The organism is Leifsonia shinshuensis (assembly GCF_031456835.1).
In the GTDB taxonomy this organism is placed as follows: domain Bacteria; phylum Actinomycetota; class Actinomycetes; order Actinomycetales; family Microbacteriaceae; genus Leifsonia; species Leifsonia shinshuensis_C.
Genome location: NZ_JAVDVK010000001.1, coordinates 496127 through 519938, shown reverse-complemented (window position 1 = coordinate 519938; position 23812 = coordinate 496127). Strand labels below are relative to the sequence as shown.

At 71.6% G+C, this 23812-nt stretch carries 18 protein-coding genes and 2 pseudogenes; 2 read left to right on the top strand and 18 right to left on the bottom strand.

Going from position 1 to position 23812, the window contains the following annotated elements:
- Positions 1 to 3: 3 nt before the first annotated feature.
- The gene (gene rsmD, locus J2W45_RS02620; RefSeq protein ID WP_310128784.1) at positions 4 to 588 is read left to right on the top strand and encodes a 16S rRNA (guanine(966)-N(2))-methyltransferase RsmD; all 585 of its coding nucleotides are present in this window, start codon (positions 4 to 6) and stop codon (positions 586 to 588) included.
- Here the strand turns inward: rsmD and thiL are convergent.
- Complete coding sequence (gene thiL / locus J2W45_RS02615) at positions 579 to 1580, bottom strand: thiamine-phosphate kinase (RefSeq protein ID WP_310128782.1); 1002 nt, start codon at positions 1578 to 1580, stop codon at positions 579 to 581. The two genes, rsmD and thiL, sit on opposite strands and share 10 nt — an antisense overlap.
- A gap of 25 nt (positions 1581 to 1605) precedes the next feature.
- Between thiL and J2W45_RS02610 the strand changes: the two genes are divergently transcribed.
- A complete protein-coding gene (locus J2W45_RS02610; protein ID WP_310128781.1) occupies positions 1606 to 2127 on the top strand; it encodes a DUF3515 family protein in 522 nt (173 codons plus the stop codon).
- 45 nt (positions 2128 to 2172) lie between these two features.
- Here the strand turns inward: J2W45_RS02610 and J2W45_RS02605 are convergent, their stop codons facing one another.
- The 17 genes and pseudogenes from J2W45_RS02605 to J2W45_RS02530 form a co-directional block, all read right to left on the bottom strand.
- Positions 2173 to 3270 (bottom strand): D-alanine--D-alanine ligase family protein, encoded by a 1098-nt coding sequence (locus J2W45_RS02605; protein WP_310128780.1) that lies wholly within the window; start codon positions 3268 to 3270, stop codon positions 2173 to 2175.
- Positions 3182 to 4312 carry an NAD(P)H-dependent glycerol-3-phosphate dehydrogenase gene (locus tag J2W45_RS02600; protein WP_310128779.1) on the bottom strand — a complete coding sequence of 377 codons (1131 nt, stop codon included), beginning with the start codon at positions 4310 to 4312 and terminating at the stop codon, positions 3182 to 3184. The genes J2W45_RS02605 and J2W45_RS02600 overlap by 89 nt, the downstream gene beginning before the upstream one ends.
- Complete coding sequence (locus J2W45_RS02595) at positions 4305 to 5078, bottom strand: lysophospholipid acyltransferase family protein (protein WP_396427055.1); 774 nt, start codon at positions 5076 to 5078, stop codon at positions 4305 to 4307. Before J2W45_RS02595 ends, J2W45_RS02600 begins: the two co-directional genes overlap by 8 nt.
- A gap of 54 nt (positions 5079 to 5132) precedes the next feature.
- On the bottom strand, positions 5133 to 5537 hold the full coding sequence (locus J2W45_RS02590) for a type II toxin-antitoxin system VapC family toxin (protein ID WP_310134881.1): 405 nt from the start codon (positions 5535 to 5537) through the stop codon (positions 5133 to 5135).
- Positions 5537 to 5773, bottom strand: a complete 237-nt coding sequence (locus J2W45_RS02585; RefSeq protein ID WP_310128776.1) for a type II toxin-antitoxin system Phd/YefM family antitoxin — start codon at positions 5771 to 5773, stop codon at positions 5537 to 5539. Before J2W45_RS02585 ends, J2W45_RS02590 begins: the two co-directional genes overlap by 1 nt.
- A gap of 75 nt (positions 5774 to 5848) precedes the next feature.
- On the bottom strand, positions 5849 to 7219 hold the full coding sequence (gene murA, locus J2W45_RS02580) for a UDP-N-acetylglucosamine 1-carboxyvinyltransferase (RefSeq protein ID WP_310128774.1): 1371 nt from the start codon (positions 7217 to 7219) through the stop codon (positions 5849 to 5851).
- Complete coding sequence (gene leuD, locus J2W45_RS02575) at positions 7216 to 7815, bottom strand: 3-isopropylmalate dehydratase small subunit (RefSeq protein ID WP_310128773.1); 600 nt, start codon at positions 7813 to 7815, stop codon at positions 7216 to 7218. Before leuD ends, murA begins: the two co-directional genes overlap by 4 nt.
- A complete protein-coding gene (gene leuC / locus J2W45_RS02570; RefSeq protein ID WP_310128772.1) occupies positions 7815 to 9329 on the bottom strand; it encodes a 3-isopropylmalate dehydratase large subunit in 1515 nt (504 codons plus the stop codon). Before leuC ends, leuD begins: the two co-directional genes overlap by 1 nt.
- Positions 9330 to 9481: 152 nt before the next feature.
- Entirely contained in the window at positions 9482 to 9979 is a 498-nt protein-coding gene (locus tag J2W45_RS02565; RefSeq protein ID WP_310128770.1) for an FHA domain-containing protein, read from the bottom strand.
- Between the two features lie 35 nt (positions 9980 to 10014).
- The gene (locus tag J2W45_RS02560) at positions 10015 to 12405 is read right to left on the bottom strand and encodes a transglutaminase TgpA family protein (protein WP_310128768.1); all 2391 of its coding nucleotides are present in this window, start codon (positions 12403 to 12405) and stop codon (positions 10015 to 10017) included.
- Positions 12402 to 13718 (bottom strand): DUF58 domain-containing protein, encoded by a 1317-nt coding sequence (locus J2W45_RS02555; RefSeq protein WP_310128766.1) that lies wholly within the window; start codon positions 13716 to 13718, stop codon positions 12402 to 12404. The genes J2W45_RS02560 and J2W45_RS02555 overlap by 4 nt, the downstream gene beginning before the upstream one ends.
- Positions 13719 to 13762: 44 nt before the next feature.
- Positions 13763 to 14725, bottom strand: coding sequence for an AAA family ATPase (locus tag J2W45_RS02550; protein WP_310134880.1), 963 nt, complete (start codon positions 14723 to 14725; stop codon positions 13763 to 13765).
- 43 nt (positions 14726 to 14768) lie between these two features.
- A pseudogene (locus tag J2W45_RS18415) lies at positions 14769 to 17987 on the bottom strand (Ig-like domain-containing protein); the annotation flags it as partial.
- Positions 17988 to 18314: 327 nt separating this feature from the next.
- Positions 18315 to 18989: pseudogene (locus tag J2W45_RS18410) on the bottom strand (Ig-like domain-containing protein); the annotation flags it as partial.
- A gap of 1165 nt (positions 18990 to 20154) precedes the next feature.
- Entirely contained in the window at positions 20155 to 20943 is a 789-nt protein-coding gene (locus J2W45_RS02540; RefSeq protein ID WP_396427054.1) for a hypothetical protein, read from the bottom strand.
- A complete protein-coding gene (locus J2W45_RS02535; protein WP_310128763.1) occupies positions 20931 to 22598 on the bottom strand; it encodes a protein kinase domain-containing protein in 1668 nt (555 codons plus the stop codon). The genes J2W45_RS02540 and J2W45_RS02535 overlap by 13 nt, the downstream gene beginning before the upstream one ends.
- Before the next feature lie 5 nt (positions 22599 to 22603).
- The gene (locus J2W45_RS02530) at positions 22604 to 23809 is read right to left on the bottom strand and encodes an FHA domain-containing protein (protein WP_310128761.1); all 1206 of its coding nucleotides are present in this window, start codon (positions 23807 to 23809) and stop codon (positions 22604 to 22606) included.
- Between the last annotated feature and the right edge of the window lie 3 nt (positions 23810 to 23812).

Here is a 23812-nt window from a genome sequence, read left to right as displayed (position 1 = left end):
GCTATGACCCGAATCGTCTCCGGTTTCGCCGGATCGCTCACCCTGCAGGTGCCGAAGAGCGGGACGCGCCCGACCTCCGACCGCGTGCGGGAGGCCGTGTTCTCGGCCCTGGAGGCGCGGGATGCTCTCCACGAGGCGCGGGTGCTCGACCTGTACGCGGGCTCGGGAGCCCTGGGCCTCGAGGCGGCGAGCCGGGGCGCGACCTCGATCGTGCTCGTGGAGCGGAGCCCCGCGGCGGCGCAGGTGTGCCGGCGCAACGCGGCCGCGCTGACCGCTGCCGCCCGCTCGAGCCGGCACCACGGGCCCCCGCCGTCGATCGACGTGCGCGCCGCCTCCGTACAGTCGTACCTCGGGCAGGCGAGCGGGCCGTTCGACGTCGTGTTCATCGACCCGCCGTACGAGGTCGGCGAGGAGGAGCTGGCGGCCGTATTGACCGCGCTGCAACCGCTGCTGTCGGAGGACGCCGTGGTGTGCGTCGAGCGCAGCGCCCGCGGGCCCGAGCCGTCACTCCCCGACGGCCTCGTGCTCGAACGCCGCAAGGACTACGGCGAGACCGCGATCTTCTGGGTGACGCCGGGTCAGCCCTGACCGCCGTCCCACTCCAGGTACGGGTCCCATCCCCCGCGTTCGCCGAACGGGACACCGTCCACCAGCAGGCCCTGGCCCTCGCGCACGACGCCGACGCGGCGGAATCCGCCCGGGAGTTCCGTGCCGGGCGGGAAGGCAGCGAAGAGCCCGTGATCCTCGCCGCCGCGGAGGGCCGTGGCGGCATCCGGGCCGAGGGTCGACGTGTCGAGGTCGATCGCGACCCCGCTCGCCTCCGCGACGCGGCGCGCGTCGAGCGCGAGGCCGTCGCTCAGGTCGAGCATCGCCGTCGCGCCGGAGGCGGCGGCGCGCGGCCCGTCCGCGATGGGCGGCCGCGGGCGGAGTTGCGCGCCGACGGTGTCCGGATGCGCGGCCGCGACGGAGGCGAAGCGGTCCGCGTCCGGCTCGCCCGACGCATGCACCGCCTCCGCGAAGAGGACTCGCAGACCGGCCGCCGCCTGCCCGAGAGCGCCGGACACCGCGACGATGTCGCCCGGCCGCGCACCGCTGCGCAGCACCGGCGTCCGGCCCTCCAGGTCGCCGAAAGCGGTCACCGCGAAGGTCAGCGTGGCGGAGACGGACAGGTCCCCGCCGACGACTCCGCAGCCCGGGGCGAGCTCGGCGCAGGCCTCGCGGAAGCCATCCGCCACGCCCTCCAGCCACGCCACCGGGGTCTCGGGAGGCGCGGCGATCGCGACGACGAGCGCCGTCGGCACGGCGCCCATGGCGGCCACATCCGACAAGTTGGTCGCGGCGGCCTTCCAGCCCAGGTCGACCGGTCCGGACCAGGCGAGACGGAAGTCCGGTCCGTGGACCATCATGTCGGTGGTCACGACGAAGCGGCCGTCCGGTGCGGCGAGCACGGCGGCGTCGTCACCGGGGCCCACCAGGGTCGCCGACGACTGTGGGAGCCGCGGGAAGATGCGCCGCAGCGCCTCCCGCTCGGACGCCTGACCGAGCGTGATGGCGGACGCGTCGCTCCCAGAGATTCCCATGATCTGAAACGGTAGCCTGAAACCGATGAACTCCCGTCGCCGCGCCCTCCCGGCCCTGCTGCTCGCCGGAGCGGCACTCCTCCTCGCCGGCTGCACGCCGACCGTCTCCCTCGACCCGGCCGCCGACAGCAATGCGCCCGGCTGCGCGGAGATCAGCGTCCGCCTCCCCGACACGGTCGCGGACGAGCCGGCGCGCGAGACGGACGCCCAGGCGACCGGCGCGTGGGGCGACCCGGCCGTCGTGATCCTGCGCTGCGGCGTTCCGCCGATCGGACCGACGACGAAGCCCTGCGTCAACGTCAACGGCGTCGACTGGGTGCTGATGACCGACCCAGCGGCCAAGACGATCGTCTACCAGACGTTCGGGCGCACCCCGGCGACCGAGGTCATCATCGACCACGTCTCCGGCGTTTCCGACTCGTCGGTGCTGCCCGAGTTCGCCAGCGCGATCTCCACAGTCAAGCAGACCCAGAAGTGCCTCTCCACGCTCGACACGGACCCGGGCTCGACCCCGACGCCCGCTCCGACCGCGACGACAGCCCCCTGATCGCCGCACCGGCGCGCCGACAGCGCCCGGATTCTCCGAGAGGTGTCAGGCGGCGGCGCGGGCCAGTGCGACCTGGATGAGCTCATCGATCAGCGCCGGGTAGCTGAGTCCCGACTCCTGCCAGCAGCGCGGGAACATCGAGATGGGCGTGAAGCCCGGCATCGTATTGATCTCGTTGACCACGAACCCGTCCGCGGTGAGGAAGAAGTCGACGCGGGACAGCCCTTCGGCGCCGATCGCGTCGAACGCACGGATGCCGAGGTCCTGCATCTCCGCGAGCTGGTCGTCGGTGAGGTCCGCCGGGCAGACCAGGTCGATGCCCGGAGCGTCGAGGTACTTGGCTGCGAAGTCGTAGAAGTCGCGGCCGGTGAGCACGATCTCGCCGGCGACGGACGCTCGCGCGGGCTCCCCCGGACGACCGCCGAGGACGGCGATCTCGACCTCGCGACCCGCCACCATCGACTCGATCAGCACGCGGTCGTCCTCGGCGAGGGCGGTCGCCATCGCCGCATCCAGCTCGGACCAGTCGGAGACCTTCGTCACCCCGACGCTCGAACCGGCTCGGGCCGGCTTCACGAACGCCGGGAGCCCGAGCGGGCGGACGGCGTCGCGCACCTCGTCCGGACGGGTACCCCACTCGTAGGCGGTGACCGTGCGCCACGGTGCGACCGGGATGCCCGCCTGCTGGAGCACGGTCTTGGTGAAGTGCTTGTCCATCCCGAGCGCGCTGGCGAGCACGCCGCTGCCGACGTACGGCAGGCCGACGAGCTCGAGCATGCCCTGAAGCGTGCCGTCCTCGCCGAAGGGTCCGTGGAGGATCGGGAAGACGATGTCCACGTCGCCGAGCGACGAGCGGGAGCCGTCGGGGTTCACCACCGACAGTGCCCGGCTGGATGCGCTGTCCGGCCAGAGGATGCGCGTGCCGTTGTCGTCGACCTCCGGCAGCTTCTCGGCGTTCAGCGCGAAGCGCGCCGCGTCGTCCGGCTGGAGGGTGAAGGCGCCGTCGTGCGTGATCCCGATCGGAATGACGTCGTAGCGGTCCCGGTCGATCGCCTCAAGGACGCCCGCCGCCGTCGCGCAGCTGATCGAATGCTCGCTTGAGCGACCCCCAAAGAGAAGCGCGACCGCGACCTTGTCCGTCATCCAATGTCCTTTCGCCTTGCGGCTCGTCCGAATCCGTCGTGAGATGCGGTGCGATGTCCTTCGGATCGAGCGTACCGGCGAGCACCTGGCTGACCTGACGGACGATCGGCATTTCGACCCCCCGCGCCTCGGCGAGGGTGAGGATAGGCGCCACCGAGGCGAGCCCCTCCGCGGTCTGGTTCATCTGCTTCACGACGTCGTGGAAGCCGTAGCCCTGCCCGAGGAGCCGCCCGGCGGTGTTGTTGCGGCTGAGGGAGGACTCGCACGTCGCGATGAGGTCGCCGAGGCCTGCGAGGCCCGACAGCGTCTCCGCCTTCGCGCCGTACGCGACGGCGAAGTCCGTCATCTCGACCAGTCCGCGCGTGATGATCGAGGCCTTCGTGTTCTCACCGTAGCCCACGCCGTCGACGATGCCGATCGCGACCGCGATCAAGTTCTTGAGGACGCCGCCGAACTCCGTGCCGATGACGTCAGTGTTCACGAAGCTGCGGAAGTACCGGTTGGTCGCGGAGATCGCGACCGCTTGTGCGGTCTCGAGGCTCGAGGAGGACACGACGGCCGCCGTCGGCTGCTCGCGCGCGATCTCGAGCGCCAGGTTGGGACCCGAGGCGACCGCGATCCGGTCCTGCTCGATCGGGAGCCCCTGGGCGATGACCTCGCTCATGCGCAGGCCGGTGCCCTTCTCGACGCCCTTCATCAGGCTGACGACGACGGTCTCGGGCCCGAGGAACGGGATCATCGCCTCGAGATTCGACCGGAGGGTCTGGCTCGGGATGGAGACGAAGACCTGTTCGGCGTCGCGCATCGCCTCCCCCAGCCGGGACGTGGCCCGCAGGTTGCGCGGCAGGTTGATGCCCTCGAGGTAGTCGCTGTTGCGCTTGACCTCGTTGATCTCGCGCGCGAGCTCCGGCCGGCGCGCCCAGAGCACGACGTCGGAACCGCCGTCGGCGAGGATCTTCGCGAATGTGGTCCCCCAGCTGCCGGCGCCGAGCACGGCGATCCGGCGGGGACGGGCGACGGGAGCCTTCACTGCCTTAGCCATCGAAGCGGCCGGTCTCCTTCTGGTTGTGCTGGGACGGGTCCCACCGCTCCGCGGGAGCCTTCTCGCCGCGCAGATCCTCGAGGAGTGCGGTGATCGCATCCATGATGACGGCGGTCGCCTCGGTGAGCGTCGCATTGTCGAGCGGACGTCCGCGGAAGGCCGACAGGTCGACCGGGTCGCCCACCTTGACGTCGATGGTCTTACGCGGGAACCAGCTGATCTTCTTGGCGTAGCGCGCCATCACCTGCTGGGTGCCCCAGTGCGCGATCGGGATCACCGGGATGTCGTGCTCGAACGCCATCCGCGCCGCGCCGGTCTTGCCGCGCATCGGCCACATGTCGGGGTCGCGGGTCAGGGAGCCCTCGGGGTAGATGACGACGATCCGGCCCTCGTCCGCGACCTTCTGGGCGGCCTCGAGCGGGGCCGACCCCCGCGCGCTTCCGCCGCGCGCGACCGGGACCTGACCGGACCTGCGCAGGAACCAGCCGACGACCGGGACCCGGAACAGGCTCTCCTTCGCCAAGAAGCGCGGGAGTCTGCCCAGCTTCCAGGCGACGATGCCCATCATCACCGGGTCGATCTCGCTGTAGTGGTTGGGCGTCAGGATGAACGCTCCGGTGCGCGGCAGCTTCTCGCCGTCGACGATCTTGAACCGGGCCAGCAGGTAGCCGATGGGGAGCAGGATGCCTGCCAGCACCCAGAAGATCGAGGGACGGCTCTTCTCGGATCGCTGCTTCTTCACGGGCGGATCGGTTGCTGGCACCATCCCATTATCCGTGACGGGCATGGCGCTCGGCGCATGCGGGTGTGTGCGGCGCTCTCATGGCGCGACCGTGACGGGCCGCAGATCGAGCTCCGGGATGCCCGCGAAGTCGTCCGGATTGCAGGTGTGCAGCGGCAGATCGCGGGAGATGGCCGTCGCGGCGATGAGGGCGTCGAACGCCCGCGCGGTCGGCTTGCGGCCGGCCTCCCGCAGGGACTGGGCGACCCGCGCGAACGCTCGGGCCGCCGAGGTGTCGAACGGGATCGGGTCGAAGTCCGCCTCGGCGAGCTGCAGGTGCGCCTGGCGGGCCGCCCGCTCGCTCTCCGTGGCGGCCACGAGCGGCCCCACGGAGAGCTCGGCGAGGGTGATCGCGCTGATCGACGGGATGTCGGGCAGCTCGGACGGATCCGCCACCCGCGCCAGCAGGATGAGCGTCGACGTGTCGAGGAGCCCCGGTTGCATCACCACTGCTGCTCCACGACCGCGTCGACGTCCGCCCGCAGCGCGCGGGGGTCGACCGCGGGCAGCGTGCGGCGGGCATCGATCAGCGCGGACAGGGCGCGCCCCGGCGCCGCCAGCGGAGAAAGCTCCGCCACGGCGGCGCCGTCGCGCGTGATGGTCAGGTGTTCGCCGCGAGCCACCCTGTCGAGGATGTCGCCGCCATGGTTGCGTAGATCTCTCACGCTGACAGTCTCCATGGTGGGAGTGTATCACCGGTGAGACAGGGTGGGATCTGTGGAAAAGTACCGGGTCGTGGCCGGCTGTGAGCGGATTCAGCCTTCCATCGTGAAGTCGGCTCCCAGCAGCTGGAGCTTCGTGATGAAGTTCTCGTAGCCGCGGCTGATGATGCCCACGTTGCTCACGGTCGAACGCCCCTCGGCGGTCAGCGCCGCGATGAGGTGGCTGAAGCCGCCGCGGAGGTCGGGGACCTCGATGTCGGCGCCCTTCAGGTCGACCGGACCCATGATGACCGCGGAGTGGTTGAAGTTCCGCTGGCCGAAACGGCACGGGTGGCCGCCGAGGCACTCCTTGTGCACCTGGATCTTCGCGCCCATGTCGATCAGCGCATCCACGAAGCCGAAGCGCTGCTCGTACACGGTCTCGTGGACGATGGAGACGCCCTCGGCCTTCGTCAGCGCGACCACCAGCGGCTGCTGCCAGTCGGTCATGAAGCCCGGGTGGACATCGGTCTCGATGACGACCGGCTTGAGCGGCCCGCCCGGGTGGAAGAACCGGATGCCGTCGTCCTCGATCTCGAAGGCGCCGCCGACCTTGCGGAAGACGTTGAGGAAGGTCAGCATCTCGGGCTGGCGGGCGCCGCCGACGAAGATGTCCCCGCCGGTCGCGAGCGCCGCGGCCGCCCAGCTTGCGGCCTCGTTGCGGTCGAACAGCGCGGTGTGGCTGTAGCCGACGAGCTTGTCGACGCCCTCGATGCGGATCACGCGATCGGTGTCGACCGAGATGCTCGCGCCCATCTTCTGCAGGACGTTGATGAGATCCATGATCTCGGGCTCGATCGCCGCGCCCTTGAGCTCGGTGATGCCATCGGCACGCACCGCGGTCAGCAGCACCTGCTCGGTCGCGCCGACGCTCGGGTACGGGAGCTCGAGCTTCGCGCCGTGCAGGCCGTTCGGGGCGGTCATGCGGATGCCGCTGGGCAGCTTGTCGACGACCGCGCCGAACTTGCGCAGCACCTCGAGGTGGTAGTCGATCGGGCGGTCGCCGATGCGGCAGCCGCCGAGGTCGGGGATGAACGCCTCACCCAGGCGGTGCAGGAGCGGGCCGCAGAACAGGATCGGGATGCGGCTGGAACCCGCGTGCGCGTCGATGTCGGCCATGTGCGCCGACTCGACCGCGCTCGGGTCGAGCAGGAGCTCGCCCTCCTCCGCGCCGTCCGTCACCTTGACGCCGTGCACCTCGAGCAGCCCGCGGACGACGCGGACGTCGGAGATGTCCGGGACGTTCCGCAGCACGCTGGGGCCTTCGCCGAGGATGGCCGCGACCATCGCCTTGGTGACGAAGTTCTTGGCGCCGCGGACCTCGATGCGGCCCCGCAGGGGGATGCCGCCGTTGATCGTGATGCGGTCGCCCTTGAGGCCGACGCGTGCTCCAGCTGCCTGGGCGTCCTGAAGGAGTGAGTTCAAAGTTTCACCGGGAGGGTCGTGGGCCGCCAGCTCGCGCGGCCCGATTCGTATTCGGAGATGAGCGCCTCGTCGCGCAGGGTCAGGGCGATGTCGTCCAACCCTTCGAGCAAACGCCAGCGAGTGTAGTCGTCGATGTCGAAAGACACCTGGACCTCACCGACGGTCGCAGTCTTGGCAACCAGATCCACCGTCGCGGCTATTCCCGGCCGGGCCTCGATCGCCTCCCAGAGGCGCTCGGCGTCCTCCTCGGTCACGATGCCCGTCAGAAGGCCCTGTTTGCCCGCGTTGCCGCGGAAGATGTCGGCGAAGCGGGGGCTCAGCACGACCCGGAATCCGAAGTCGCGGAGCGCCCACACGGCATGTTCGCGTGACGAACCCGTGCCGAAATCGGCGCCGGCGACGAGCACCGTCGCACCCTGGTACTCGGGCCGGTTGAGGATGAAGTCGGGGTCCTGCCGCCAGGCGTGGAAGAGGGCGTCCTCGAACCCGGTCTTGGTGACGCGCTTCAGGAACACCGCCGGGATGATCTGGTCGGTGTCGACGTTGGAGCGCCGGAACGGGACGGCGGTTCCGGTGACGGTCTCGAACTTCTCCATCAGGCGCCCACCTTCTCTCCGATGCGCGCATCCGTGCCGCCATCGCGCGGCGTGTCGTCGCCTTCGCGCTCCAGGTCCCAGGGACTCGAGAGGGTTCCGCGGATGGCGGTGGCCGCCGCGACCAACGGCGAGACGAGGTGGGTGCGGCCGCCCTTGCCCTGGCGGCCCTCGAAGTTGCGGTTCGAGGTGGATGCGCAGCGCTCCCCCGGCGCCAGCTGGTCGGGGTTCATGCCCAGGCACATCGAGCATCCCGCGAACCGCCATTCGGCGCCGAACTCCTCGACGATCTTGTCGATGCCCTCGGCCTCGGCCTCGATGCGCACGCGGGCGCTGCCGGGGACGACCATGACGCGCACGCCGTCGGCCTTCTTTCGGCCTTTGATGATCGAGGCGAAGGCCCGGAGGTCTTCGATGCGGCTGTTCGTGCACGAGCCCATGAAGACGGCGTCGACGGGGATGCGCTTCATCGGGGTGCCGGGCTGCAGGTCCATGTACTCCAGCGCGCGCTCGGCGGCGGCGCGGGCGTTCGGGTCCGCGATCGCGGCCGGGTCGGGGACCGCCTGGCTGAGCGAGACGCCCTGGCCGGGGTTGGTGCCCCAGGTGACGAACGGCTCGATGTCGGCGGCGTCGAGGTAGACCTCGGCGTCGAAGACGGCATCCTCATCGGTCTGCAGGGTCTTCCAGTAGGCGACCGCTTCGTCCCAGTCGGCGCCCTCGGGGGCGTGCGGACGGCCCTTCAGGTAGGCGAAGGTCGTCTCGTCGGGGGCGACCATGCCCGCGCGGGCTCCGGCCTCGATGGACATGTTGCAGATCGTCATCCGGCCCTCCATGGAGAGCGAGCGGATGGCGCTGCCGCGGTATTCGAGCACGTAGCCCTGACCGCCGCCGGTCCCGATCTTCGCGATGACGGCGAGGATGATGTCCTTCGCGGTCACGCCCGGTCGCAGCTCGCCCTCGACGGTGATCGCCATGGTCTTGAACTGCTTGAGGGGCAGCGTCTGCGTGGCGAGCACGTGCTCCACCTCGCTGGTGCCGATGCCGAACGCCATCGCACCGAAGGCCCCGTGCGTGGAGGTGTGCGAGTCGCCGCAGACGACGGTGATGCCGGGCATGGTGAGCCCGAGCTGGGGGCCCACGACGTGGACGATGCCCTGCTCGACGTCGCCCAGCGAGTGCAGGCGGATGCCGAACTCCTCGGCGTTCCGGCGGAGCGTCTCGATCTGCGTGCGGCTGGTGAGGTCGGCGATCGGCTTGTCGATGCCGATGGTCGGGGTGTTGTGGTCCTCGGTCGCGATGGTGAGGTCCGGCCGGCGGACCGGACGGCCCGCCATGCGGAGGCCGTCGAAGGCCTGCGGACTGGTGACTTCGTGCACCAGGTGCAGGTCGATGTAGATGAGGTCGGGCGAGCCGTCCTCGCCCTTCGCGACCAGGTGGTCGTTCCAGACCTTCTCGGCCAGCGTCAGCGGCCCCGAGGATGTGGGTCCCGAGTGTGTGGGGACTGTGGGGGTGCTCATGTCGTGCGAACTCCTTAGCGTGTGAACGGATCAGCCGTCGACGGACTCCGCGGCGAGGGTGGCCTGATGTCTAGGACTCGCCGCGGCGGCTAAGGAGGAGAAGACCCGCGTACACGAGAGACAGGTTATCACCGGCAGCGCCGGGCCTCCGGTCAGGACAGCTCCACGCGGACCCGCAGGTCGCCGAGCAGCATGTCGGCGCTCCCCCGGAGCCGGACCGGCTCACCGGGCTCGGCCCGGGCGCCGTCGACGACCACGCCGTTGGTCGAGTGGAGGTCGGTGACCGTGAGATCGTCGCCGTCCGGGGCGAGCGCGGCGTGGGTCTTCGACACCGTCGACGTCGGGTCGTCGAGCACGACGAGTTCGGCGTCGGGGGCGCCGGGAAGGGCGGCGTGCGACGGGTTGCGGCCGAGCAGCAGGGTGCGGCCCACCGGGACGGCGTGGCCGCCCGCGAGCACGAGGCGCCAGACCGGCCGCGGCTGCTGCGCCGGGGCCGCGGGGCCGGCACCGGGTGCGGCCGGGAGGCCGGGAGGCGGTGTGAACGCGGGAAGCGGGCGGCCGGGCGACGCGGACGGCCCGGTTCCGGGGGCGTCCGACGGGCGCGGCGGGATGAGTCCGGGCGGAGGCACGATGAACCCGCTGTCGTCCATACGGCCACTATACGGAGCGGCCTGCGGCCCGGCGGTCAGGCCCGGCGCGGGCGGCGGTACCGGAACGCGGCGAGCCGGGCGCGCAGCGGCCCCGCGGCCTTCGTCGCCTCGGACAGGGCGCGGTCCGTTGCACCCCAGGCCGTCTGGACGCGCTGCTCCGCGACGTCCGTGCCGTCGAAGACCGCCGCATCCACGTGCCGTGCCAGGTCGCGGAGGCCGCCGTCGGGTACGGGAAGGCTCTGCGCCGCGGACTGCTGCTCGAGCGAGGATGCCGCCTGCAGCCGGGTGGACCGCTCGGGGATGGTGAGCCCCAGCTCCGCGTAGCCGTCGGCGAGCTCGTCCCAGGCGCCGGCCGCCCGGCGGTCCGGCGGACCCGTCGTCTCGCGCCTCCGCCGTCGGCGGCGCTTCAGTGCGGCGATGACCAGCAGCGGCACGAAGTACGCGAGCAGCGGGATGCCGATGACCCCCAGCACGACCCAGACCCAGACGGGGATGCTGAATCCGGACGTCTTGTCCTTGGGGTCGTTGTCCTTCGTCTTGACCGGCGTGAGCAGGTCCTCGGCGCGCGGGTCGGCCGGCGGAGGCTGGCGCACCTGCGGCTGCGGCTCGAGCTTCGGCTTCGTCGTCTGGTTCTTCGGAGCGTCCGTCTTGGTCGGGGTCGGGAAGAACGGCACCCAGCCGACCCCGTCGAACGCCACTTCGTCCCACGCGGTGACGTCGTCGCCGGTGACCGTCGTGGTGCTGCCGGTGACCTTCGGCGCGAAGCCCATGACCACGCGGGTCGGATAGCCGAGACGGCGGGCCATGAGGGCGAAGGCGCTGGCGTACTGCTCCTGGTCGCCGACCATCGGCGACTTCGAGAGCAGGTCCGTCATGCGGTCCGCCCCTTCGCCGGCGCGGGACGGCACGGGGTCGGAGGCCCGCCCGTGGCTCAGGTACCCGAGCGATTTCAGCGACCGCTCGATGTTCCGCAGCTTCTGGATCGCGGTGTCGGCGGAGCCGGCGTACTCCTCCGCCTTCGCCGACACGACATCCGGGACGTTGGTGACCGGCGGCAGCGTCAGCTTCGCCGGCGGCACCTTCGCCAGGGCCCGGTCGTTGGGGATCTTCTGGGCGGTCGCGCCCACCGTGTAGCTGAGTCCGTCGCGCACGCCGCTGGTGACCGCGGCCGTGCCGGTCGCCGTGTTGACGCGCACGGTGGTGGTCGGGTCCTGGCCGGTGTGGGCGTCGAAGGTCAGCCGATCGGTGTACCCGAGGGTCGGCAGCCAGACGTCGGAGTAGCCCAGGACGTCGATGGAGGCGGTGGATGCGATGCCCGGCGTGAACAGCGGTGGCCGCGGGATGGTGCTGCCGAGCAGCTCGAACGCTCCGGACGCGTCCGTGTCGCTGCCGGGGGCGGCGACGGACCACACGATGCCGTCGTAGCTGTCCATGGTCGCCAGCCGGATCACCTGGCCCTGACGGAGTCCGGTCACCGTGAAGAGCTTCGTCTTCTGCAGGTCTTTGGTGTACTTGCGGAAGCCGGCGAGCGGACTCGGGTAGTCGAGCGGATCGAACGGCGGCGTGATCTCGTCGCGCACCACGAAGCGGGAGGCCGCCGGCGGGGCCAGCACTGCGCCCGCCAGAGCGCCGACGAGCACGGCGCCGAGCACGACGGCTGCGCCGCCCAGCAGCCGGCTGCGGCGGACGGCCGTGTCGGTCTCGACGCGATCCCGCGCGAACCGGCCGCGCCGCCAGGCGAGCCAGACGAGCGCCACGCCCGCGAAGAGGACCCCGCGCACCCCGGCGAAGAACGGATCCCTCGTGCCGAGCAGGATGGCCGCCAGCAGAAGCAACGCAGGACCGACGAGCAGGACGGCGGCGCGCCCGACCGGGGCGCGCCGAGAACCCCGGCGCGGCAGCCACCGCACGGCGAGCGAGACGGACACCAGGGCGACGAGCCACCCCGCGACGTATGGCACGACCGCCACGTACGGCGGCGCCTCGAGCGGCGCCTGCAGGGTCACCGCATCCGACCATCCGAAGACCGCGCCGAGCACGAGACCGGAGAGGCTGTCGAGGGACGGCAGCACGCCGAAGAGCGCCTGTCCCGGCAGCGCCAGCGGCGTCCCGAGAAGGAAGTAGGCGGCCAGCGCGATCACCGCGGTGAGCAACCAGGAGAGCCGCAGCAGCCGGCCGAGCAGCGCGACCCCTCCCCCGACGAGGATGCCGCCGACGGCCGCGGACGCGAACGCGTAGTGCCCGAAAGCGGGCTCGAACCCGGCGACGGCGATGAGGCTCAGCGCGACGAGCACGGCCACGTCGATCCACGTCGTGCGGGAGAGGCTGTCGAACACGGGCGCGGTCGGGGCAGCACGCGCCGCACGGCTCGCGCCAGCGGCTCCTGCGCCGGCGCGGCCCGCGCCGCCCTGGGTCGCCGCGGTCATCGGCCGGCTCGCTTCAGCAGGGTCGGCAGCTCCGGCAGCGTTGACACCGTGATGAGCATCGATCGCCCCAGACGCGTGAGCCGGGGTTCGGCGGCCTCGTCGACGCGGATCACGATGGTCTCCGTGTCGCCGCCCCAGAGGGCGGCCGCCGCCCGCAGCTCCGCCGCCTCCGCCTGCGAGCCGACCACCGTGACGGCCAGGCTGGGCGCCGCGATGCGCAGCGTCGCCTGCCGCAGGAACTCGCGCAGGCTCGGGTGCGCCCCATCGACCGGCTGGATGCGGCACGAGTCGTCGAGCAGCGCCGTCGGCGTCTCGACGCGCATCGTGCCGCCCTGCCACAGCGCGCGGATCTCGGTCTCCTCGCGGATGACCTGGCACCCGATCGACGCCATCACGGCCACGCCGAGCTCGAACTCGTCGTCACTCGCGAACCGCGACCGCTCCGCGTCGAACGCGAGCAGGAGCTGCGAGCGCCGGGTCTCCTGGTACTGCCGCACCATCAGCTGCCCGGTGCGCGCCGAGGTGCGCCAGTGCACGTTGCGGATGTCGTCGCCGGGCTCGTAGGTGCGGAGCGCGTGGAAGGCGAGGTCGCTGTCCGTGATCAGCTTGGTCGTCTGCCCCTCGAGGTCGCGGACGAGACCGCGGGCGGTGGCCGCGAGGCGCACCGTGCGGGGGTGCACGAACAGCTCGATCCGGTCGGTCCACTGGTTGGTGCGCCGGAGCAGGCCGAGAGCGTCGCCGCGGACCGACAGCGCGGGTCCGGCGAGGATGAGCGCACGGCGCGCGGTGGGGACGGCGAACAGCTCCTCGGTCTCGGCACCGGGCGCCAGCCGCGGGATGGTGAAGTCGGCCTGCCCCTCCCCGACGGGCAGCTCCATGCGGGTCGGCAAGACGGGGCGCGAGCCGCTGTTGGCGACGGTGAGACGTCCGAGCGCCCGGTCGCCCGCGACGACGCGGCGCGGGTTGAGCTCGATGCCCACCCGGTAGGTTGACCGGCCGAAGACGAACGCGACGGCGATCACGAGGGCGGCGACCAGGGTCGCCCCGATGTACGCGAACTCGGCCCAGCCGAGCCACGCGGCGAGGACCACCGAGACGACCGCGCCGCCGAGGACGATCCAGCCGAGCGTGCTCACGACCGCGACCACCGGGAGGACGCGCCGGCCGATCGCCCGGCCGGCGGGAGCCACCCGGTCGGAGACGCTCCGCGTCACGCGCGCGACGGCCGCGCCGACCTGATCGGCCGCGATGCGGGCCTGGTCCGACGCGGACGCGCGGCGGCGCCGGGCGCGTGCCGGGCTGTCGGTGGTCATCGTGGTCCTCTCGGCGGGAACGTTGAGATCTCGGCGGCGGCCGCTCAGGCGGCGCGGTACGCCGGGGGCGTGGCGGAGGCGACGGCGCGCTCGACGATGTCGGCGGCCGTCACGCCGGCGAACTCCGACTCCGGGTCGACGATCACGCGGTGCGCCAGCACCGGAAGCGCGAGGTCGCGGATGTCGTCCGGGGTGACGAACGTGCGGCCCGAGGAGATGGCCCAGGTCTTGGCCGCCCGGGCGAGCGCCAGCGCGCCGCGGATGCTCACGCCGAGCGCCGCATCCTTGTCGTCGCGGGTCGCGGTGACGATCTCGCTCAGGTAGCCCATGACGCTGGCGTCGGTGTGCACCTCGGACGCCAGCTGCGCCAGGGTGGACACGGAGTCCGCCGCGATGATCGGACGGACCGCCGACGCCCGCGACCGGTTCGACGAGTCGAGCAGCAGGTCGACGGTCGTGGCGTGGTCGGGGTATCCCAGCGAGGTCTTGATCAGGAAGCGGTCGAGCTGCGCCTCGGGAAGCGAGTAGGTGCCCGCCTGCTCCACCGGGTTCTGTGTTGCGATGACCACGAACGGCGCACCGACCGGGTGTCCGACGCCGTCGACCGTGACCACACCCTCCTCCATCACCTCGAGGAGCGCCGACTGCGTCTTGGGGCTCGCCCGGTTGATCTCGTCGGCGAGCACCACGGTCGCGAAGATGGGGCCGGGGTGGAACTCGAACCGGCCGGTCGACTGGTCGTAGATCGTGACGCCGGTGACGTCGGAGGGCAGCAGGTCCGGCGTGAACTGGATGCGCGACTGCGTGCCCTCGACGGTGTTGGCGAGCGCCTTCGCGAGCACGGTCTTGCCGGTGCCCGGCACGTCTTCCAGCAGCACGTGGCCGCCGGACAGCATCGCGGTGATCACCAGGCGGATGCTGTGCTCCTTGCCGAGGATCGCCTTGTCGACGTTCGCCACCAGCTGCGCGAACGCGCCGGCGAACCAGTCCGCCTGCTCCTGTGTCACTGCCACTGCTGCTTCTCCTTCTTCCGGCCGGTCATCCCGGCCCTCACTTCGACCAGTCCTGCACGCTGCTCTGAACGCCGTCCACCACGACGTACGCTCCCGGGTAGCCGCACCACGGCTCGATACTGCTGTTCGGATCGCCGTGGTAGTGGCCGTACCCGTTGCTGTCGGTCGAGATCGACCGCGTCGACAGCGTCCCTCCATTGCAGTGCACCTGCATCGACACCGTCCGGTTCTTCGGGAAGTCGTGGATGGTCACGTCGTACGTGTAGCTGTGGACCCATCCCGGCTTGAGGTCGCCCTTCGAGAGGTCGACCGACGGCGACGGGGGCGGCGGGTCCTTCACCTGGACGGTGTTGGACGTCACCGGCGTCCCCTTCTTCCCGCCCGGGTTCTCGGCGTAGACCTCGAACGAGTAGTTTCCCGCTCCCCTGTTGTTGGCGGTCGCGCTCGTACCGGTGGTGCTCTGCCAGCTGCCGCCGCTCAGCCGGTAGTAGTAGGTCGCCTTGCCGCCGCCTGTGCCGCTCGGGTCGGAAAGGGCGTTCCAGCTCATCGTGAGATCACTCGGGGCGTTGCCGCTGCTCCGGATGGTGGCTCCGCTGACCTTCGACGGGGTGCCGTACGGGGTGACCGGCGTGCTCCCCGCCGACTGCTCGCTCCACCCGTCGGCGTTCTGCGCACGGACCGTGAACGAATACGGCTTGCCGTTGGTGAGCCCGTCGATCGTCACATCCCCCGCCGAGGCGGTCGTCACTGAGTGGGTGCCGTCCGTGACCTGGTAGGCGGTGATGGGCTTGCCGTTGTCGGCCGGCGCCTTGATGGAGACCGTGACCTGGCCGTCACTCGCGCGCGGGTTCGACGGTGCGCTCGGCTTCGAGGGAACGTCGTGGATGGTCACCCGGAGCTGCCCGATGGCGGAGGCGGTGCGCTTCGGATCCTTGGTCGCGTCCTCCACGTGGTACAGCACGTTGACCGAGCCGATGGCGGCGCCGGACGACGCGCTGACGCTGATCGACGAGCCGGTGTGCGTCACCGTCACCCCGGAGGGCGCGCTCTGCGCGGTCGCGTCGGTGATGGTGAGCGGCTGCCCCGGGAACGGATTCACCCACTGCGCGTCGCTGGAGGCGCCGTCGAGGGTCGCCGTCTGGCCGCGCTTGACCTCCTCGGTCTGCGGCGGGTTCTTCTGGGTGGCGACCGGCCGGCTGGAACTGACCACCTGCACGTTCACCGTGCCGGTGATGGTGTGGGTGCCGGAGCTGACGGTGACGGCGATCGTCGCCGCCTCTCCCGCCTGCACGCCCAGCGGCGCGGAGAGCGTGAGCGTCGACCCGCTGAGCGATGACTGGATCCGGGGGTTCGACGACGTGCCGCCCGCGTAGGTCAGCTTGTTCAGGATGTCGGGGTTCGGATGGAAGCTCGACGCCCGCAGGTCGACCGACAGGGGCGCCTCGCCCGGCTCGATCTTCTCGCTGGGCGACGTGAACGTCGGCGCGACGTCCGACTGGTCCGGCTCGCCGACGGTGATGGGCAGCACGAGTGTGGTCACGCGGTCCGCGGTCTGACCGGCTTCGCGTCCGTCGTTCACCTTGAAGGTGATGGCGGCCGGTCCCCGGTATCCCTTCGCGGCGGTGAACGTCAGCGTCTGGTCGTCGCCGTACGACGGGCCGCCGGCACTGTTCGTCGCGCTGACGCCCGACGCCCCGGTGAGCTTGTAGCCGCGTCCGGAGGGCACGGTGAGGATGTCGGAGAGCTTCCAGCTCTTGGAGCCGTCGGCCTGGACGATCTGCTGCGGCAGCCCGTCTTTGAGGCGCGGCGGCGCCGTCGCGTCGCCCTTCGGCGGGACCACGATGAACGCGGTGCCCTTCAGACCGGTCACCGTGTCGGTCAGCGTGTAGGCGATCGCGAGCCGCTGCTCGCCCGGCTTGACCGAGACCGTGCCGTCCTGGGCCACCTCGGCCGCCGAGGCGTTCGGTCCCGCGACGTCGACCTTCAGGTCGTCCACGAGCCCGGAGGGGTTGGTCGCGCCGTCCAGCACGTTCACCTTCACGCTGCTCTTGTTCGCGACCTCGTCGGGCTCCAGCACGTGGTCGATCGCCGTCGGGGGAACGTCCTTGGCGTTCGGGGTGACGGTGGCCTGGATGAACGCACTCGCGACACCGCCCTGGCCGTTCGTGATCTGGTAACGGACGACGAACGAGCCCTCCTCCTTGGGCGCGGTGACGAGGACCACCTTGCCGTGGACGGAGGCCTTGAGCCCGTCGTCGACCTGCAGCAGCTTCTTCTGCAGCGCGATCGCGTAACCGTTCGGGTCGGAGTCGTTGTCGAGCACCGGGACGGAGATCGTCCGGCCGGGCTTCACCTGCACGGGGTCGTTCACGGCGATGGGAGGCCGCACCTGGCTGGGACGCGGGATGACCGCGATCGAGACGGTGCCGGTCGCGGTCTTCCCGTACGTGTCGGTGAGCTGGTAGGTGAAGGTGTCGGTCCCCGCCGAGTCCGGGTAGGCCTGGTAGGTGAACGACCGGCTGGTGGAGTCGGAGATGCGTCCCAGCGTCGGCTGGGTCGCGAGCCCGGACAGGGTCACGGAGTCGCCGTCCGGGTCGATGCCGTCGAGGGGGACCTCCACCGGCACGGAGGAGCCGGCGAAGGCGCGCACGGTGAGGGGCTGGGGCTGCGGCGCCCGGTCGGAGCCCTTGTCGGGTGCGCCGACCACGAAGGTGACCGTGGCCTGCGCCTTCTGCCCGTACTTGTCGGTGATGCCGTAGACGACGTTGTACTGCCCGGGCGCCGTCGGCGCCTGGTAACGGACGCTCTCACCGCTGACGAAGGCGGTCGCGCCCTGGCCCGCTCCGCTCGCGTCCCGCAGCTGCGCATCCAGGGTGAAGGGGGCGTTGTCGGGCGAGTAGTCGTTGTCGAGCACCGGGACCGTGGCCACGTCACCCGCCCGCACCGGCACCTGGTCGTCGACGGCGACGGGCGGCTGGTGCTGCACGAGCGGCGGGACGGGGACCACGGTGATGCCCGCTGTCGCCTCGTTGATGCCGTCCGAGACGACGTAGGTGAGCTGCACCTGCTGCGTGAGCACGGTCGGCGCCGTCACCTTGACGACCGCGTTGTCGAGCACCTCGACGTTGAGGTCCTGTGCGCCCGCGCCCACCGCGACGGAGCGGACGGCCAGCACCCGGCCGGACGGCGAAACGTCGTTGTCCAGGACGGCGACCGAAGTCGGCTCCCCCGGACGCACGTACGCCTTGTCGGTGACGGCGATCGGCGGCGCCTCGCTGGCGCCCTGGGCCGCGATGTCGACCCGGGCGAGACCCGTCGTGGTCCTCGGGCCGGCGCCCAGCGTGTACACGAGGTAGTACTCGCCCGGAGCGTTGCTCTTCACCGTGACGGTGCCCTTGGTCGCGTCCGCCGTCACCTGCGCCCCGGACCCGTCGAGGCTCGCGCCGACCAGGCTCAGCGGCTCCCCCGACGGCGACTGGTCGTTGTCGAGGGGATGCAGGACGACCGGCCGACCGGTGAACCCGTCGGCGAAGTCGGTGACCGCTACTGGGTCGAGGGTGCCCGCTGGTTTGACGGTCACGATGAGGCTGCCGGTCGTCGAGGCGCGGCCGTCCGAGACGGTGACCCGCACCTCCTTCGACCCGGCCTGCCCGGTCTTGCTCGTGAAGGTGACGTCGCCGTTCGGCTTGAAGCGCACGTCGTCCTCGGTCGTCGCCGTCGCGGCGACGAGGCTGAGGTCGTCGCCGTCGGGGTCGATCCAGTCGTTCAGGATGTTGTACTCGACCGACTGCCCGACCTCGGTCTGCGCCGTGCTCGACCGGGTGGATGCGGGAGCCGCGTTCTCCGCCGGCTGCTTGAGGGTCGCATCCACCTGGGCCGAGGCCGTGCCGCCGCGGCCGTCATCGATGGAGTAGCGGAACGAGATGGTGCCGCTCAGCCCCTCCTTCGGCGTGAACTGGAGGGCACGGCCGCCCTCGACGGTCTGCAGGACGCCCTGCGCCGCCGGGATCGCCGATACGTCGGAGATGGTCAGCACGTCGCCGTCCGGGTCGGTGTCGTTGGCGAGCACGTGCAGCACCGTCGAGCGCCCCGGGCGCACGCCGTACGCGTCGTTCACCGCGATCGGCGGCCGGTTCACGTCGCTGCGCTGCGCGAGAGTGTCGGCGAAGGACTGCACGACCGGCTTCTCCTCGCCGGTGTCGCCCTGCACGGTGGTGTCGTTCGGTTTCAGCTGCGCCCAGTTCTGCACCAGCCGCATGTTCGAGGAGACCACCCAGGCGTTGCCGTCGCGGAGGTTGTTGAGGGCGATGACGCCGTGGTTGACGCGGAACTCGAGGTCGTCGCCCTGCACCGGCTGATCGATGTCGATGCCGATCGGCTTCTTGCCGTCGCAGGCGTAGAGGTACCGTCCGGACCCGGACCAGGCGCCGTAGGAGCACTGCCCGAGCCGTACGGGAGCGGACACCGCGCTCTGACCGCCGCGGGAGGTCGCTCCGGCGGGAATGGCGGTCGCGGTGCCTCCGCCGAGCGGCACGCTCAGGAGGCCGTTGTCGGTCGCGACGAGCACGGCCGGCCCGTCGTCGCCCGGCTGCTGCAGCTTCAGCCCCTTGGCGGGCAGCGCCACGACCGTACCGTCGCCGCCGATCACCCGGTTGCGTTGCGTGTCGAGCACGACCGGCTTGTCGCCGACCGCGGTCAGCTGGAACGCGCCGGGAACCGGGAAGTCCCGGGTCGCCGGCTCCGCACCGGGCCGGTCGACCGAGATGAGGCGCTTGCCCTTCGGCGCGACGACGAACGTCTTCCCGGACTTGGACACCACCAGGCGCGCCCCACTGCCCGCCTTGGCGACCGGCTTGGTCTTGGCGCGGTCGAAGTCGAGGCGGCCGGACGCGTCGAGCACCCAGAGCGAGCCGTCCGGGGCCAGCACCGAGAACGTGTCGCCGCCGTAGCCGACCTGCGAGTCCTGCGGGATCTGGATGCGGCCGCCGAGCGACACGAACGCCGGGTCGATCCGGTCGACCGTGCCGTGCGGGAGATCGGTCAGGAAGTACGACGAGCCGTCCTGCAGCACATCCAGGTCGGAGCTCGCCCCGGTGACCGCCGCATCCAGCTCGTCGATCTGGTGGTTGAGCCGCCCGCCGAGGAGCTTCTCACCGTTGGTGACCCAGACGTCGCGCGTGTCGAGGTCGACCGCGTTGACCGGGAAGCCCTTGTGGAGCACCGCCACCGTCAGCGGGACGCCGACCACGACCGCGAGGGCGGTGGTCACGGCGAGCGTCTTCCGCTGTCGGAACCACGTGCTCAACGAAACCAAGACTCTGCTATCCCCCGGGCCGGACAAATCGCGTAAACGCTAACACGACCCCCTGACGCGTCCGGAATGGGGAGCACTCCCCATTCCCGCCGGGCCACGCGTCTGCGCGTCAGTCGTCCGCCCCACCATCCTCCGCCTCCGCGGGTTGGTCAACACCGGCGGAGGGATGCGGCGCGGAACCACCTTCGCCCGCGGGACGGTCGAGCAGCGGGAGGTCCTCGACACCGACCAGGCGCGTGGTGACGGCGTACTCGACCAGCCGCGCGCGCCGGTTCGTGGCGAGCTTGCCCCGGCCGCCGCGGAGCCCCGCCACACCCAGCTTGTCGAGCTTGTCGCACACGTTGTCGAGCTTGCGGTTGAAGGTGGTCATGCTCCAGCCCAGCCGCTCCGCCGCCTCGGCGGAGCTCGGGATGGTGCCGCGGCCCGGGACGGTCTGCGTCAGGACGCCCTCCGCGAGTGCCACGATGAGCTGCCGCTGGCTCGTGGTCAGCGTGACCGGGAGCACCGTGGTGGAGCCGCCGGAGGCATCCACCCGCACGGCGGTGTCGAACCAGTCCTCGTCGCTCGAGATGGTGAAGTCGTAGGTGGTGGCGCCGGCGCTGAACATGACGTGCATGGTCTGGAACACGATGGGCAGCTTCGCGCCCGGGGCGAGCCACGCCTGCATCGTCCCGGTCGCATCGGTCACCGTCGCGGTCAGCAGGGTTCCGACATTGCTGAGCCACCACATCCCGAAGTCGTGGCCGACCGTGAGGAAGCGGCGGTGCAGGTACGGGTTGTCGTCGATCGTGAGCTCGGCCTCGCGACCGATGCCGAACTTGGTGCCCGGATCGACCGCGTAGTGCTCGCCGCAGAACTCGATGGTGAGCGGCCGCGCCTCGGCCGTCACGTGGAGCACGCCTTCAGCGGCTGGGAGGTGCGCCCCGCCCGGACCGTCTGGATGTCGATGCAGACCGGGACACCGGGCGTCGCACCCGTCACGGTCACCGTCGGCTCGCCGACCACCGTCGGCCCGTTGGTCGTGCCCTCCTGCACCCAGGTGAACTGGTCGCTCTTCTTCGCGTCCTCCGTCTTCCAGACGAAGGTCGCACTGGCGCCGTCCGGCGAGCGCACGGCGGACACGAGCACGGGCGGCGGCACCACGGTGACCGCGATGCTGCTGTCGTCGCCGGCTCGCGGGCCGGAGGACGGCGACGAGGACGCGGGTGCCAGCACGTTCGCCAGCACGGCCGCGGCGATGCCGAGGACGATCACGGCTGCAGCCCCTGCGCCGATCCAGGCGAGGAGGCGACGCCGCGGGTCGCGGGCGGGCGCATCGTCCCGCGGGTCGGCCGGGGTCTCGTCCTCATCGGCCGGGGTGGATGCGGTCGCCGGCCGGGCGCGCAGGACGGTGTGCTCGGGGACACCGTGCGGCGCGGCGGATGGGACGTCCCTGGCCGGCGCATCCGGCGACACCGGCACGACACCGCGGACCCGGGTCGCCGCCGGTTCGGCGGGCGCGGGCGGCTCGGCGCGCTCCGGTTCCGGCGCCGCGATCCGCGGCGCCGCCGGCTGCGCCTGGATCGTCGCCACGGACCGCGCACGGGTCTCCTGCTCGTCGCCCGCGACCGGCGCGGGACGGGAGTCGCCGATCGTGAGGTTCGGCACGTCGATGCTGGTGGGGGCGAGCCCCAGCTCGAGCTCGATGCGCTGCAGGGCGCGGGCGAAGTCCACGGCGGTCTGGTAGCGGTCCTCGCGGCGCGTCGCCATTCCCCGTCGCAGCGTCGCCGTGAGCGACGACGGGACGTCGGCGCGGTCCAGCGGGGTGATCATCCCCCGCTCGATGCGACCCATCAGATCGAGGGTGCCGTTCGAGCGCCCGGGCACCTCGAACGGAGTCCGCCCGGCGAGCAGCGTGTGCACGGTCGCGGCGAGCGAGAAGATGTCGCTGCGCACATCCGGGTCGGGGTCGTCCGCGAACATCTCCGGCGGCGACCACGGCACGCTCAGCCCGACGCTGCGACTGCCCGACGTGGCGGTGTCGGACGGCGACCCGCGCAGCTCGGAGAGGGTCGTCGTGTGCACCGGCAGCTCCTCGAGGGCGGACGCGATCCCGAAGTCGGTCAGTGCCGGCCAGCCCAGCGAGGTGGTCAGGACGTTGGCGGGCTTGATGTCGCGGTGCAGGATGCCGGCAGCGTGCGCCGTCGCGACGGCGCTGGAGAGCCGGACGCCGGTCCGCAGCGCGTCCTCGACGCCGATCCGTTCGCGCTTCAGGCGGTCGGCGAGCGACGGCCCGGAGCAGTACTCCATGACGAGGTAGGGCCGGTCGTCGCCGGCGACCCCGGCGTGGAAGATCGTCACGATGTAGGGATGCGCGGATAGTCGCGCCATCACGTTGGCCTCGGCGACGAACCGCGCCCGGGCGGCCTCATCGACGCCGTCCGTCAGCAGCACCTTCACCGCGACGCTGCGCTTCGGCAGCTCCTGCTCGTACAGGAACACATCCGAGAAGCCGCCGGAACCCAGCAGACGGATGAAGTGGAAGCCGTCCAGCTCGGGCGGCTGCGACGCCATGCGCCTCATCCGGCGGCCTCGACCGTCAGCGTCGCGCCGCTCCCGAGGTCGATGACCGTGCCCAGCACCACGGTGGTCGGCTCGCCGCTGCGCAGCTTCTGCGGCGCGTTGCCGGGCAGCACGATCATGGTGCCGTTGCGCGAGTGCAGGTCGGTCACCACGACGCTGTCCCCCTCGACGGCCACCGCGACGTGGGAGCGGGAGATGTCGTCCTCGGCGCTGGTCAGGGTGACCGGGCGCGCACCGCGGAGCGACGGCACGGCGGTCGCGCTCGGCGCCCGCCCCACGACGACCGGGGTGGAGAGGGGCTCGCGGCGGCCGTCCGAGAGCAGCACCGCGAACGCCTGGCGCTCGGGGACGGCATCCGCCGCCTCGGGCGTCGATGCGTCGCCGGATGTCCCCGACCGTCGCGGAAGGTCGCCGCTCATCACGGTCAGGCCGTCATGGTCGCCCTCCAGCCGGTTCGCGGCGGGCGGGAAGGAGTCGGTGATGAAGCCGGGCAGGTCGATACGGCCCGGAGCGGCCTCCTCCTCGTCGGGACGCACGGCGGCGTCCTCGACGCTGCGCACCATCGTGGCGCCGAACAGGTGGTCGTAGCCGGTGCTCGCGTCGGAGGACTCGGGGGCCGACTCGGCGACGGGAGGCGCCTCGACCGCCGCCAGCGTCGCCTCCGCGAGCGTCGCCTCCGGTACCCGCGTCTGCAGGTCCGGCTCGGCCGCCACGGCCTCCACCGGGCCGGTGTCCCGCTCGCGCTTCGGCGGAGCGGCCACGGTCGCGTGGATGTCGTCGGCCGCCTCGGAGGCCGTCCACGTCACCCCACGGGCCATGACGACGCCCTCGGCGAGCGGCAGGCCCGCGTCGGCGCTGTCTCCGAGCGCGACGGCCGTCAGCCCGATGAGCTGCGTCTCCACCCACGACGACACCCCGGTCGCGCGGACCTCGCGCCGGCCGTCGCCGTCCGAGACGGTCGCGCTCGCCGTGCCCCGCACCGCGAGCAGCACGGTCGGCGTCGAGGTGTCGAGCAGGGCGAACGCGGGCGTGCGGCTCAGGCCGCCGGCGACGAGCGCATCCAGAGTCTCGGCGAAACCCGCCCGGACCGCGTCGATGAGCTCCCGCAGTCGCGCGCCGCTCGACTCGGCGACGAGCAGCGCCCGGCCCCCCGCCGCGACGACCGCCCACTCCCCTGCTGCCGCCTGCTGCACTTCGAACACGGA